Here is a 14,350-nt window from a genome sequence, read left to right as displayed (position 1 = left end):
CTTTTTTTATTCCCCTCCTGGGAAGGGCAAGGGGTGGATTCTTCTTGTATGAATACAGAGGTGCAAATTGAATTGTACCCTGTAGTTATAAACGTTTTTTTTTGATGAGTGCGGTGAAGCTTCACCCATACTACTTTAAAAAAATAGAGGCAAATAGAATGACGCTATTTTTCGAAAGAAAACAAAATTGAGAAAAAAGGGAATTTGGTAATACGAAGTGTTTAGATAAGAAAAGCAGAATTGAGTTGGTATATTTTACCGGAGGAAGAAGATCGGTGGAAAGATAAGAAATGGAAATTTTTTGAAGAAATGCGGATAAATAGGTCATCCGGTTGAAGTGAAAAACGAGAAAACAAACAAGGTTTAAGGGCATGAATCGTCTTGGTGGAATTGGAATGGTTTGCAGGTAAATAATCGAAAGACAAAATATCTTTTACGTCTTTATGGTCAGTTTCTCCCGGGCCATGATTTCCATTGGTATGATGAACATGAACAGTATTGTGTTCAAAATGAAGTTCATGTTCGTGCGTGATAATCCTGCCCATTGTGGCATTCGATAAACAGAATGCAATGGATACTAAAATTAAAAGAAGTTTGGTTGCCTGTATTTTTATCATATGAGATTTTGCAGGACGAAATATTAAAAAAAAATTACTAGTACAGTATATAATTCATAACATCCCAAAGTGTCAATAATTTTTTGTTATCCAGCAGTGATTCCTGCCGGGTTACAAACCTGCCCGCTTAAAGAAACAACCCTGACAGGATTCAAAACCCTGTCAGGGTTAATTAACCAAAAATAATACAATTTCTTTTAAAAAAATTGACGCTGTCAGTTGCAATTGTTATATTCATAACTATATTGTTATATACGTTACATTTTTATTTTAAAAAAACATGAACAAATGGATTCTTTTTGCGCATCAAATTAACCCGGGTTCACAAAACATGCGTGTTAAAGTGTGGAGAAACCTGAAACGATACGGCGCGGTTCTTTTCAAAAATACCGTCTATATCCTGCCGTATTCAAAGGAACACGAGGAAATGATGCAGTGGTTGTGCAAACAGATTAAGGATAGCGGGAATGATGCCTCATTATTTATTACAGAATCATATGACGAAGGCCAGGAGGCAGAAATTATTAAGGCATTTCATGAGGTTTCCGGTAAAGAATATTGCAGTTTATCCGAATCATGCGAAGCTCTTTCAAAGAAAATAGAACAAACGGAAAGGACAGAAGGATTAACCGAGGGTACGATGAGAGAGCTTCAAAAAAAATTAAGAGAAATAACAAAGTGGTATGAAGAAATATCAAAGGTAGATTTTTTTCAGGCGCCCCAGCGGAGTAAAGCAAAGAATGTAATCGGGTCATTACAGAAAAAATTAGAATACACGCCAAATAAGTTTAAAGAAGAGGTACACATGTTTGGGAAAACCTACCACGTGAAAGATTTTGAGAATAAGAAATGGGTAACCAGGAAAGATGTCTATATTGACCGCATCGCATCCGCCTGGCTTATCAAAAGCTTTATCGACAAAAAGGCGCAATTTGTCTTTTTGCAAAAAAATGCAAAAAAACCTCCCCAAAATACTATCCCTTTTGATATGTATGGTTCTGAATTTACCCACCACGGAGACGACTGCACATTCGAGACCCTTGTGAAGGCCTTTCAATTCAAGGATGCTGCATTGCAAGACATAGCAGAGATCGTTCACGATATTGACCTGAAGGACGGGAAATATAGCAGAGAAGATGCTGAAGGTATTGAACGCGTGATTCATGGACTGTGTCTGACCATTAAGGACGATAACGCACGTTTGAAAAAAGGGGCTGAACTCTTTGACGCCCTGTACGCTTTTTATTCAATGGAAAAATAAAAAGGAGATATTATGAAATTAAAACTGATTTTTCACGGTTTCATTTTTTTATTATATGCCGGTTGTACAACCACACATAAATATAGTGAGGTCAAACAACAGATTGAAAAGGCTGATATAATCTCGGAAATCCCGGTACCGGATTATGCCAAAGGCGCCGAAGGGTTTGCAGGGTCGAAGGTATGTAAGATTTGCCATCCTGTGCATTACGAGGGCTGGAAAACAACGTATCATAGTAAAATGATACAAGACCCAAAATCTCCCGGCGCACTGGTTGCTGATTTTTCCGTAAAAAGCGAACATCTCACTTTTGATCCTGAAGATGTTGACCTGCTGCTCGGAAGCCGGTTTAAGCAGCGTTTTATGAAAAAGATTGGCAATGATTATTACATGTTGCCTGCCCAATGGAATGTGGCAGATAAAAAATGGGCACGATATTTTCCTCAGGACGAATGGTGGGACAATTACTACCCGCAAGACTGGAAACAACGGCCGACATCTCTGCTATGTGATGGATGCCATGCAACAGGATTGATAAACACAGGGAATAAGTTTGTAGAATGGAATATTGCCTGCGAATCCTGCCACGGTCCCGGTGAAGAGCATGCCTATGCCCCTGGTTCAGAGAATATTGTAAACCCGGCAAAATTGCCTTTGGACAGGGCAAATGACGTTTGTTTTAGCTGTCACTTGGAGAACACTATACCTGAGGAATTTTGGGAGAACCATGGAGTAAGGGGTTATCCCGTAGGTTACAAACCCGGTGATGACCTGGCTAACTATAAATTATCCGCCCCTTTTATACCTGGCAATGGAGGCAATGTTTTTTTCAGGAGTGGCGTAGGAAAGAAGAACAGGACACAGGGAAATGACTTCATCCGCAGCACAATGCATAAAAGGGGTATCAAATGTTTCTCGTGTCATAATCCCCACAGTGGTAAATACACAGCAATGGTATATAAACCGGGGAATGCCTTGTGTCTGATGTGTCACGGGGAGGGTTCACCATCAGGCCCATACGTAAGCAATATTTCTGAGCATACCCATCATAAGCCTGAAAGCCCTGGTAGTCAGTGCATTGAGTGCCATATGCCTAAAATAGGCAAAAATGCCGTAGCGCTGGAAAGCCGGAGCCATATATTCAATTTTGAACATGTGAGCCCTGTACAAACAATATTGTATGACCAGCCCAATGCCTGCAACCGATGTCATCAGGACAAAACTCCACAGTGGGCGCTTAACGCACTAAAGTCCTGGGATGGCAAAGGAAAATGGTCATGGAACAGTGCCCTTTCAGCATTGCCGGAAACAACGAAATAATAAGGCGATACCTTTTTTGGGGAGAAAATGTATGTTAATATGCAAAAGATTTGCTGCAATATTAATTATTTTTATAATGTTATCCGGTATTTCATTGCCGGTTTATGCAATACGTCCTTTCCAGATTGCGGACGATGCCGATGCCGAGTCGCCCGGTCTTTGGGAACTCGAATACGGCTTTGTATTTGAAAGAATAAGGACAAGTGATCCAAAGGAAACGATAATTGAATTCCCCGGAGAGCTTGACCTTGATTACGGTCTGCCGTGGAATGCGGAGATAGGATTTGACCTCAGATCACAAGCCTTATTTATAGACGGCGATGATACCCTTGCAGAGCCGGTGAGCGAATTTGCAATTTTTTATAAACAGGAATTTAAAACATGGGAGTTTGACATACTGGATCTTCAGATAGGCGGGGAGATTGGGGTTGATTTGCCCACGACAAGGGAAAGACGCGTTACCGGAAAATTAAACCTGCCAGCCTTTTTTGCGGTAAGCCTGTGGGATGTCTATGATAAATTCAATCTGCATTTCCTCGTTGAAGGGGAGATAGAAGAATTAGGTGGAAGAAACGACCTGAAGCTTGCATTCGGGACATTTATTGATTACCCGTTGCCCTCGCATAAGGATTTCAGGATTGTTGCAGAATATGGAGCAGAAAAGGTGGAGAGCGACCCGAGACGTCATGTTGTACTGGCAGGGATTGACTGGATAAACCCCTTTGATATTATAAAAATTACCGGAGGACACGAAATCGAATTTGATATTGCGCCCTTCTTCTGGTTTACGGAAGGAGAAGGCGCTGTAGACTGGGGTGTAACTGCCGGGTTCGAGTGGGTGATGTTCTGAAATGAATATGTTTGATTGTTCCATAAAAATTCTAATTGGAGGTTCTTTATGAAATACGGGGTAATTATATTGTTTTTTTCCCTTATCTTGCTTTCTAATAAATGCATTGCAGGGAATGAGGTCGTTGTATATTCTTCAGAAGATAAGATTTTTTCCGAGCCGGTTCTTAAGGCATTTGAGAAAAAGACAGGCATTGCCGTTCGGGCTATTTATGACACGGAGGAAGCAAAAAGCACCGGTTTATTGCACCGTTTGCTTGCGGAGAGGGAAAACCCGCAAGCCGATGTTTTCTGGTGCGGCGACCCCGTACGTCCGGCACTGCTGGAAACAAAAGGAGTTACCACCTCTTATTATTCGCCGATTGCGAAAGAAATCCCGGAAAACTATAAAGACGAGGGTGGGCATTGGACAGGATTTTCAGCGCGTGCGCGTGTTATTTTATACAACACCGATTTAGTCAGTATGGATGAAAAACCTCTATCAATATTTGACCTGGTAAAACCAGAATGGAGGAACCAGGTTGCCATCGCCAATCCGCTGTTTGGAACTACGGCACTACATATGGCGGCGTTATTTATTGTGTCAGGTGATGAAGAGGCAAAAAAGTTTCTCAACGATTTAAAACGAAACGGAATAAAGATTGTCTCCTCGAATGGAGAAGTGAAGCGGCTGGTTTCCAGAGGAGAGGTGAAGGCAGGCATTACCGATACGGATGACGCTAATGTGGCAATTCTGGATAATTACCCCGTAAAAATCGTTTTTCCTGACAAGGATGGTATCGGCACGCTTATCATGCCAAATACGGTATGTCTTATAAAAAACGGCCCCAACCAGGAAAATGGGAAAAAATTAATCGATTATTTGCTGAGTCGTGAAGTTGAAAAAAAACTGGCATGGGATATGTGTGCACAGATGCCCCTGAGATATGACGTGGAAACCCCTGCACATGTCTTTTCCATTAATGCGATAACGGGTATGAACGTAGATTACCATAACGTTGCAAAAAAAATGGAAGAGATCAACGGCTTTCTTAAACAATGGGCGGGGTTTTAATAAGGTAATAATGAGGGTAATAACTAAATGAACCGTCTGTCTAAGTATCAAGTCTAATGCAGAAAAATTTAACCCTCATCTTTTTCCTTGCCCTGTTTTCCTGCATCGCGTTTTTTCCCATTGCATGGATGTTCGGAGGCTCTTTGTACGAAGGCGGGAGCATTTCGTTTGTGTATTACCATGATATCTTTTTGACGAAAAAATATGCTGATATTATCTCCCGCAGTTTGATATTGGCCTCTGTTGCCGCTATTTTTGCCGTTTTGATGGGGGTGCCTGCGGGATTCTTTCTGGCAAAGACCAATTTCTTTCTGAAAAATTTCTACAAGCTGTGCTTTTTCATTCCGCTCATCATTCCTCCCTATACAATAGGGATTGCGTGGACGAATATTCTGGGAAAGGCTGGGTTTTTAAATCAATTTCTTTCCCACTATTTATTTCTCCCCCCGCAGTCTGTTTCTGCCTTTATTTATAGCATATACGGCGCATCATTTATTTTGTCCATGAACCTTTTCCCTCTAATTATGATTATGACCGAGTATGCATTGAAAAACGTTCCTTCCTCTCTTGAAGAAAGCGGTCTTATTTCCGGCAGTTTTTTTCAGGTTATGAAAGGTATTACCTTGCCGTTAATTTCACCGGTTATTTTTTCCGGGATGATGATTGCCTTCGTGTTTTCACTCTCAGAATTCGGGGTTCCTTCACTCCTGCAGCTTAACGTACTTACTACCCAGATCTTTACCCAGTTCAGCGCGTTTTATAATGAAAAGGCGGCAACAGCCCTTGCGTTTCCACTTATCATGATTACCATTATTATTTTTGCGTCAGAACAATGTAAAATGCGGGGCAAGTCCTTTGAAATATTGGGGAAAAGCGGCTCACAGGCTTTCATGGAATATCATTTTACCTGGCTAAGGGTTTCGGGATTGGTTTTTTGCACGGTTCTTTTTCTGATAGTGATAATTCTGCCATTTTGTTCTCTTCTTATTAGCATAGATACATTCAAAGTATATCGCGACGCCTTTGCCCTGGCGAAAAATGGTATTGTAAACAGCGTAGTGTTCGGCGGTATCGGCGCTTCAATTCTCACGGTAGTAGGTTTTTTTCTGGGATATGCAACGGAAAAAACCAGATGGCGGTTGAAAGAAGGGATATCTACTTTTGTCTGGATATTCTTTGCCGTACCTGCAACGGTGGCGGGAATAGGGCTTATTAAATTGTGGAACAGGCCTCACGGCGCTTTCCAGTTCATTTACGGTACGTTCGGGATTATACTTATCGGCTATATTATACGGTTTGTCCCTCTCTCGAGCCGGATTATGGCAAATTTCTTCAGACAAATACCTCAATCAATGGAGGAAGCGGGGGCTGTCACCGGCGCTTCGTGGTTTCGGATTACAGGGAATATTCTGGCCCCATTGCAAAAAAACGGTATTATTGCCACCTGGATTATTTCCTTTATCTTTTGTATTGGCGAATTGGGCACTACGTTATTGGTATATCCTCCTGGGCATGAAACACTCCCTATTGCTTTATTTACCGTTATGGCAAACAGTCCTGAAAATATTGTTTCTGCGCTTACGTTACTGTTAATCGGCATGACGCTGCTCCCGGTAGGCATATTTTTTCTTATCTCAAAATACGCATTTGCAAAGAAAATCACACCATGAAAAGTCTTCAGGTCAAACAACTGGTTAAAACATTTGATAAAAAAGAAATAGTAAAAGGCATTTCTTTTGAAATTGAAAAGGGACAACTTCTGACGCTTCTAGGCCCTTCCGGATGCGGAAAAACAACAACATTGCGGATGATTGCAGGCATTGAGATACCTGATCGTGGGGAAATCCTTATTGATGAGAAGCTGGCAAGCAGTGATAAGAAAATTTATATTTCACAAAAAGAGAGACATATAGGCATGGTCTTTCAGGACCTGGCGCTCTGGCCCCATATGACCGTGTATGAAAATATCGAATTTGGTCTGAAGTCAAACGGCATCAGACGGGATGAACGGCGGAAAAAAATAGAAGAAGTTTTGCAGTGTATCAATATGCAGAAATATGCCAGGGCATATCCTCAGACTCTTTCCGGCGGACAAAAACAGCTCGTGGCAATAGCCCGTTCCATTGTAACCCGCCCACGGCTTTTACTCATGGACGAACCGTTGTCAAATATTGATGTGAAACTACGGCAGGATATAAGGCAGGAAATAAAAAGGATACAGCAGGAAACAAACATTACCACACTTTATGTAACCCATGATCAGGAAGACGCTTTTTTCCTGTCAAATAGAATAGCCGTCATAAACGAAGGGAAAATAGAGCAAATTGGCAGTCCCGAAGAAATATATTTTTCTCCGGAATCTCTTTTTGTTGCACAGTTTGTGGGGGAATCAAATTGTATCGATGTGAAGATTACCGGGAAAGACAGATTATTAACACCATGGGGAGGATACGTGCATCCGACAAACAAGCTTACAACCGGAACGGCAAAAATCTTCTTCAGGCCGCATCAGGTAAAAATAGATCCGGATGGGCGCTGCGAAGGGAAAATCGTAAAACGTGACTTTATGGGCGAATGGTTCAGATACCATGTTTCAAGTTCGGGAGTGGAAATTGTCTTGTATGATGAAAATAACTACGACGTTGGAAAGTATGTAAAGTTTTCTATAAACAAAATGGTAACAATTTAGTTTTTTGGAAAAACATAAAAACATGGCGGAAGTCACAAAAAATCAGTAATGTACCCTTACGCTATCTTTGGTCCCTGGTCCCTTGGCCCTTGGTGTCCCTTAGTCTTACAAGGTCAGCAAGGCAAATCTTGCCTCCTTTCTCACAAGTCTGAGCATTTACAGGAAAGACAAAATTAACAATGCCGGGGCTTTAATGTTTTCTCCCAAAGTTAAAAAGTTCATTCCTCATGCGGAAAGCATCTTTGCATCTTTTAAGGGAACTGATAAAACGAATATTTATGACCGAAATGATGTGAAAGACGACCTCTTAACCCAGTTTAATGGAGCCGTTGCATTTTTAAAAGAAACATTTAAAGTTCGCAGTGAAATTCGGGGTTTTTACCGCTTTGACATTTATGAGATTCCTTTAGACGCCTTAAGGGAAGCAGTTGTTAATGCGATAGTCCATAGGGATTATGCGGTTAAAGGAACAAGTATATATGTAAGGATTTTTGATGATCGAGTGGAGATAGAAAACCCCGGCGGATTACCTGACGGTATTACAAAGCGGGATTTCGGCAAGTCCTCTGTAAGAAGAAATCCGATTATTGCCGATCTGTTCCATGACAAATTTCAGGAAATAATTGACGCAGCCAATCAACCCGGTTCTATTATCAAAAGGCAAAACATTATAGAAATTAATCCGCAGGAAATAGGTCAACAGAAAGAGATAATTACCTTCATTTCAAACATTGAACAAAGATTCGATGAAGAGCAAAAGAAGATTGAGCTTATTGCTGAGCCTGAACAGAAACAAAAAGCCCAGATTAATTTGGAACTCAGAAAAACCATCCTTTCCACACTTCCGGAACTCAATAATGCGGTAATTAACGTCAATGAATTGACCATGCCAGAAATTAAACAAATAGCTGTAGAAAAAATAAAACAGAAAATTTACAGTACCCCGCAGAAAAAATTATTTGCTGCTGATATGTTGAAGGAAGTAGAGACCGCTTATGAAACTGTGGTACATGATTTTGTACAGAACATTATAGAAATTCCAAGAATTACTATTCAGCAAAGCAATGATGTAAGGTCTGGCTTTAAGGCTTTTGACCTTGATACCAGAAATCTCAATAATCAACCGGTATCGGAAGAAATTTTGGTAAAAAAGCTTCGTGAACAGGAAAACAGTGTTGATATTATAAGCAGGAAGGGCAGAGGTATACATGACAGTCCTGAAAATATCATTGTTAATGAACTCATGAATTACCCTGAAATAGATTATGACGAACAGTCTGATTTGCTTTTTAAATTGACTGACCAGGCAATTGAGAAATTCAGGACATATCTTGATGACGATAGACTGATGAATGTTGTACAATTTCACAAAAAAGAGATTGGAAGTTATATTTATTCTCAGATGATGCAACATTTTTATTTTGAAGCGCCAAGCTATGAAAAGCCCGTGGTCAAGCCTTTTACAAGGATTGAGGAACACAATTTTTCAAAATATACGAAAGACAGTATTTATCATTTTAGCGGGACAATTACTTCAACAAACGCAATACCCAATAAAATATTTAGCGGCTTTAAAAAGGCGTGCCATAATCTGTATAAATTTGATTCCAAGACAGAAATTGAAATTTAGCATTTCTGATTTCACCATTAAATATTTTGCCAAAAAATGTAAAGAAATTACTGATAAGGTACTAATTGTTTCTTTGCAAAAAATCGGGAATCCACCCGTATTTATTACATTCATCTCAGCAACCTCGGCGGTAAATATTACTTTATGCGGTCTCAATCTTTTTGGGAAACCATTGGTAGAGGGCAGGAACTACGAAAAGAGTTAAGAAAGTTGAAAAGCATAAGCCGCCAATAATCACGGTTGCCAGTGGTTTCTGCACTTCTGCGCCTACATCTGTAGATACGGCCATAGGCAAAAACCCCACAATGTCGGTCGTAACAGTCATCAATACAGGCCTGAGCCGGGTCAATGCCCCCTCTATGATAGCATCTTTCATCTCTTTGCCTTCCTGCCGTAATTCGTTTATATACGATACCATGACCGTACCATTCAGGACACATAATCCAAAAAGGGCAATAAATCCCACCCCGGCAGAGATACTAAAATGCATATCCCTCAAGAATAATGTCACAATCCCACCCGTTGCGGCAATAGGAACATTAATATAGATAAGGGCTGCATTTTTAAAGGAAGCAAAGCTTGCATAGAGCAGGATGAAAATTAATCCCATGGCAATGGGGACAACGATTGCCAGGCGCTTCCTTGCTCGCTGCATATTTTCGAACTGGCCACCCCAGTCCAGATAATATCCGGGGGGGATATCTACCTTTTCCTGTATCTTCTTTTGCGCCTCCGCCACAAAACTACCGATATCCCTGCCACGCACGTTACATTCCACCACGATACGACGATGTCCATTTTCACGGCTGACTTGGGCTGGCCCCTCTTCAACGGAAATATCTGCCAGTTGGGCTAGCGGCACACGCACACCGCCTGGGGCGCTAATCAGGATATTTTTGATTTCTTCTACGTTATTCCTTGCCTCCTCGGTAAAACGGACCAGGAGGTCAAATCGCATCTGCCCTTCAAACACCTGAGATGCAGCCTTGCCGCCGATGGCGGTTGTGATGATATCCTGTATGTCTGATACATTGATCCCATAGCGGGCAATGGCGCTACGATCAATCTTTATCTGTACTGCAGGTAATCCTGCGACCTGTTCTGCCTTCACATCCTCTGCCCCACGGATAGAAGCAACAACCCGTTCGATCTCCACAGCCTTCGGTTTTAATACTTCAAAATCTTCACCAAAGAGCTTGATGGCGATATCGGAACGGACGCCGGCTATGAGTTCGCTAACCCTTAACTCAATGGGCTGTGAAAAGCTATATCGCATACCCGGGATTCTTTCCAAATCCTCTTTCATGCGCTCAATGAGGGCTTCTTTGGTTTTGGCTGTCTGCCATGTCTTTTTAGGTTTGAGCATTACGAACACGTCACTGATCTCTTGACCCATAGGGTCAGTGGCAATCTCAGGCCGCCCTGTCTTGGATACAACTGTCTCCACTTCCGGATATTTCATGATGATTTTTTCCATAAGTGTGCAGCTTTCCACTGATTCTTTTAATGAGACGCTGGGCAAACGCACAACATTGATTGCTATAGCGCCTTCATCCAATTCAGGGATAAATTCCGAACCTAAAAAAGGAACAATGGCAAGGCTTGAAATAAAACATGAAGCTGCTGCAATAATGGTTATCCTGGGATGGGATACAGCCCTTTGTAATAATGGTCTGTAATATCTCTTAAAGAACCGCATAATGCGGTTGTCGGTCTCTCCTCTATGGAGCTTTGTCTGTATGCCCTTTCTAAAAACCAATGAACACAGGGAAGGCATAATGACGAGGGCGATGAAAAGGGAACTCAACATGGCGAGGCATACAGTAAAGGCCATGGGCTTAAACATCTTGCCTTCGATACCCTGGAGGGTCAGGATAGGTAAATATACGATAATAATGATGCCTACGGCAAAGAAGATGGGACGTCCCACCTCTTGCGCGGAGAGTAATAAGGTTTTGTCAAAAAATGTTTCCTTACCATCTTTACCAAGAGGGAGGTTAGGGGAATTTCCCTTTCTAAGGGAAAGACGCCTGGTAATATTTTCCACCATAACGACAGAACCGTCAATAACCATACCAAAGTCCAGTGCGCCCAGGCTCATCACGGTGGCGGCAATCCCCATGTAATACATACCTGAAAACGTTAATAAACCCGTTAACGGAATAGAGAATGCCACAAGGAGGGCGCCACGCCAGTTTCCCAGCAATAGAATAAGGATAACTACAACCAGAATAACACCAGAAGTAATATTGGTGATGACCGTGTGAATAACACCCTTGACAAGACTGGTGCGATCATAAAACGGAATTATAGATACACCTTTCGGTAAGCTTTGCCTGATCTCTTCGATCTTTTGTTTTATTCTTTCAACAACGGTACGGCTATTCTCACCCTTGAGCATCATGGCAATACCGGTAACCGCTTCTCCCTGTCCATCTTTGGTGACTGCTCCATAACGTACCTCAGGGCCCAGCACTACGTCTGCAAGATTTTTTATATAAATGGGGATTCCCTCTTTTGTAGCATGTACAATGATATTTTCAATATCCTGGATGGTATTGATAAGGCCGACCCCTCTTATAAGGTACTGCTCTGAGGCGCTTTCAATATATTGACCTCCTGCGTTGGCATTATTGGCTGACAGGGCGTCAAAGACCTGTCGGAGGGTAATATCATGAGTAATAAGTTTTTTTGGGTCTACCAGCACCTGATATTGTTTTACGAAACCACCAAAACTATTGACTTCAATAACCCCTCGTGTAGTAATCAACCTGGGCCTGATCAGCCAATCCTGGATAGTCCTGAGTTCCATGGCGTCTTTGCCTTCGCCGGTAACCACGTACTGATAGATCTCGCCAAGTCCTGTGCTAATCGGCCCCATGATCGGTTGAGCCATCAAGACCTGTGGCAATTGTTCCTTTGCAGTCTGTAACCGTTCGAGTATCAATTGGCGAGCAAAATAGATATTTACGTGGTCATCAAATGTTACCGTGACTTGAGAAAGCCCCGTCTTTGAAATGGAACGTACCTCCACCACATCCGGTAAACTGCTCATGGAGAACTCAATGGGAAATGTGATGAGTTTTTCTATTTCAACGGGGCCAAGTCCAGTTACCTCGGTATTAATCTGTACCTGGTTTGTCGTAACATCCGGAACGGCGTCGATAGGCAGGTGTTTGGTATAATATAAACCCAACCCTATAATGACACATACACCAATAACAATCAAAAAACGCTGTTTTAATGCGTGCTCTATAATTTTATTAATCATAAGATTAGTGTGCACAACCCTCCCCGAACTTTTCTTTCATAATTTCAGACTTGAGCAAAAAACCGCCCCTGACAACAACACGGTCATTGCTGTTTAACCCACTAATAACCTTTACATGGCCATCTACACGCGTACCCAGGGTCACATCCCGTCTTAAGAAATACCCCTCTTTAAGTGGTATGAAGACGAAGTTCTTCTGACCATCTGTCTGAACGGCTTCCACTGGTACCATGGGCGATCTATTCGTTGTATCTGATTGAGGCAGAAGCAATACCTTGGCAAACATACCCGGTTTCAATTTTTCATGACGATTGTCTACCTCTGCCCGAACCTTCACCGTCCGTGTCTTTTCATCAACGGTAGCTCCAATATACGTAACGAGTCCCTCAAATTGTTCTTCCGGATAGGCGGCAACTGATATAATTACCTTGTTTCCTCTAAAAACTATTGGGATATCTTTTTCGTAGATATCAAACCATACCCACAGATTTGTGAGATCAGAAATGGTGACAACAGGTGTAAAGGCATCCTTCAGTTCACCAATGGCTACATTTTTTTCAATCACCGTCCCATCAAAAGGGGCTGAAAGGATAAACAGGGAGGACACTTGGTCTATCGCGATATCCTGGATGTTACCCTCCTGCTGACCCATGAGTATTAACTTCTCTTTTAGCGCTTTTAACTCTATCTGTGCCTGTTCGTAAGCGTTCTCAGCTTCCAGAAAATGTTTTGTGGAAGAAATCTTTTGTTTATAGAGAGTCTTTTCCCTGGAATAGTTCTTTTTTGCCATCCTCAACATCGCCATCGCTTTCCTATAATTAGCCCTGACCTCCCCGAGTTCTATACTATCCAATATGGCCAGTTTCTGTCCCTTCTTCACACGGTCTCCCCAATCCACAAATAACTCTTTAACGACCCCGGATACCCTTGGGGAAACGACAACAAAACGGGAACGGTTTGGCCCCACCTCACCTGTTGCCTTATGAGTTATCTCTATGTCAAACAAACCTACATTTTTTATGGTAATAATCTCTCCTATTATCGACTTATCAACCTTGACGACCCCAACCTCATGGCGGCATCCGTCACATTCAATAATAGGGACATTGTGTTCACATTGTTTCTTTAAGAGTTCTTCATAATTATTGTTTTTAATCGTAGGATTACACAAGGAACATTCGCCTTCCGGAACACCGTGTTCCTGGCACATTTCACCTGAAAGCGCTTTTGATTCGTCCTTTTGAATCTTTTGTTCACTGTCATTCTGCGTAGAGCGAAGAATCTCACCTTTAGTGTCTTTGTGTGAATCCTGACAACCCTCGTGTTTTTGGTTTGCAAAAACATTTTCTATTGGAAGGATTCCAATGAATAAAAGAATAATGGTGAAATTTATCATTCGTGTGTTAAATGATTGTAAATAAACCATAAGTTTCATTTTTCCTTTTTAAGTAATTTAAATGTATAGGAATTGTAACTATTCAGCAGCACAACTCGTTTCCAAATTCATGTTTGGGAACGTAATGGCACTGGAAACTACATTCGCGGGTTCAGGTTTGCAACCCAATGTCATTAAGTTAAGAAAAGCATCACAAAAAAACGATATATCATCTTGATTAACAATAAGTTAGGTGGTATAATCAATGCCGAGTTAAACGTAAT

At 41.6% G+C, this 14,350-nt stretch carries 10 protein-coding genes; 7 read left to right on the top strand and 3 right to left on the bottom strand.

Annotated features, from left to right (window positions below; translation table 11 throughout):
• Nucleotides 1–221: 221 nt before the first annotated feature.
• Nucleotides 222–617 (bottom strand): hypothetical protein, encoded by a 396-nt coding sequence (locus ABJL82_RS15135; protein WP_347275543.1) that lies wholly within the window; start codon nucleotides 615–617, stop codon nucleotides 222–224.
• Nucleotides 618–948: 331 nt separating this feature from the next.
• Here ABJL82_RS15135 and ABJL82_RS15130 point away from each other — a divergent pair, with 331 nt between their 5' ends.
• The 7 genes from ABJL82_RS15130 (at nucleotide 949) to ABJL82_RS15100 (ending at nucleotide 9,420) form a co-directional block, all read left to right on the top strand.
• On the top strand, nucleotides 949–1,878 hold the full coding sequence (locus tag ABJL82_RS15130; protein WP_347275542.1) for a chromate resistance protein ChrB domain-containing protein: 930 nt from the start codon (nucleotides 949–951) through the stop codon (nucleotides 1,876–1,878).
• A gap of 12 nt (nucleotides 1,879–1,890) precedes the next feature.
• The gene (locus ABJL82_RS15125; RefSeq protein WP_347275541.1) at nucleotides 1,891–3,198 is read left to right on the top strand and encodes a cytochrome c3 family protein; all 1,308 of its coding nucleotides are present in this window, start codon (nucleotides 1,891–1,893) and stop codon (nucleotides 3,196–3,198) included.
• A 31-nt stretch (nucleotides 3,199–3,229) separates the two neighbouring features.
• The gene (locus tag ABJL82_RS15120) at nucleotides 3,230–4,048 is read left to right on the top strand and encodes a hypothetical protein (RefSeq protein ID WP_347275540.1); all 819 of its coding nucleotides are present in this window, start codon (nucleotides 3,230–3,232) and stop codon (nucleotides 4,046–4,048) included.
• Between the two features lie 48 nt (nucleotides 4,049–4,096).
• Nucleotides 4,097–5,101, top strand: coding sequence for an extracellular solute-binding protein (locus tag ABJL82_RS15115; RefSeq protein ID WP_347275539.1), 1,005 nt, complete (start codon nucleotides 4,097–4,099; stop codon nucleotides 5,099–5,101).
• Between the two features lie 56 nt (nucleotides 5,102–5,157).
• Nucleotides 5,158–6,771: an iron ABC transporter permease gene (locus ABJL82_RS15110; RefSeq protein WP_347275538.1), complete on the top strand. Its 1,614-nt coding sequence runs from the start codon at nucleotides 5,158–5,160 to the stop codon at nucleotides 6,769–6,771.
• Nucleotides 6,768–7,790 (top strand): ABC transporter ATP-binding protein, encoded by a 1,023-nt coding sequence (locus tag ABJL82_RS15105; RefSeq protein WP_347275537.1) that lies wholly within the window; start codon nucleotides 6,768–6,770, stop codon nucleotides 7,788–7,790. Before ABJL82_RS15110 ends, ABJL82_RS15105 begins: the two co-directional genes overlap by 4 nt.
• Before the next feature lie 193 nt (nucleotides 7,791–7,983).
• Nucleotides 7,984–9,420, top strand: a complete 1,437-nt coding sequence (locus tag ABJL82_RS15100) for an ATP-binding protein (RefSeq protein ID WP_347275536.1) — start codon at nucleotides 7,984–7,986, stop codon at nucleotides 9,418–9,420.
• 142 nt (nucleotides 9,421–9,562) lie between these two features.
• Here ABJL82_RS15100 and ABJL82_RS15095 read toward each other — a convergent pair whose 3' ends face one another.
• Nucleotides 9,563–12,691 carry a CusA/CzcA family heavy metal efflux RND transporter gene (locus tag ABJL82_RS15095; RefSeq protein WP_347275535.1) on the bottom strand — a complete coding sequence of 1,043 codons (3,129 nt, stop codon included), beginning with the start codon at nucleotides 12,689–12,691 and terminating at the stop codon, nucleotides 9,563–9,565.
• A 4-nt stretch (nucleotides 12,692–12,695) separates the two neighbouring features.
• Entirely contained in the window at nucleotides 12,696–14,117 is a 1,422-nt protein-coding gene (locus ABJL82_RS15090; protein WP_347275534.1) for an efflux RND transporter periplasmic adaptor subunit, read from the bottom strand.
• Nucleotides 14,118–14,350 lie beyond the last annotated feature (233 nt).

This window comes from Candidatus Kuenenia sp. (assembly GCF_039794105.1).
Classification (GTDB): Bacteria; Planctomycetota; Brocadiia; order Brocadiales; family Brocadiaceae; genus Kuenenia.
The sequence above is the reverse complement of the archived record's forward strand: the minus strand, read 5'-3'. Positions and strand labels throughout refer to the sequence as shown.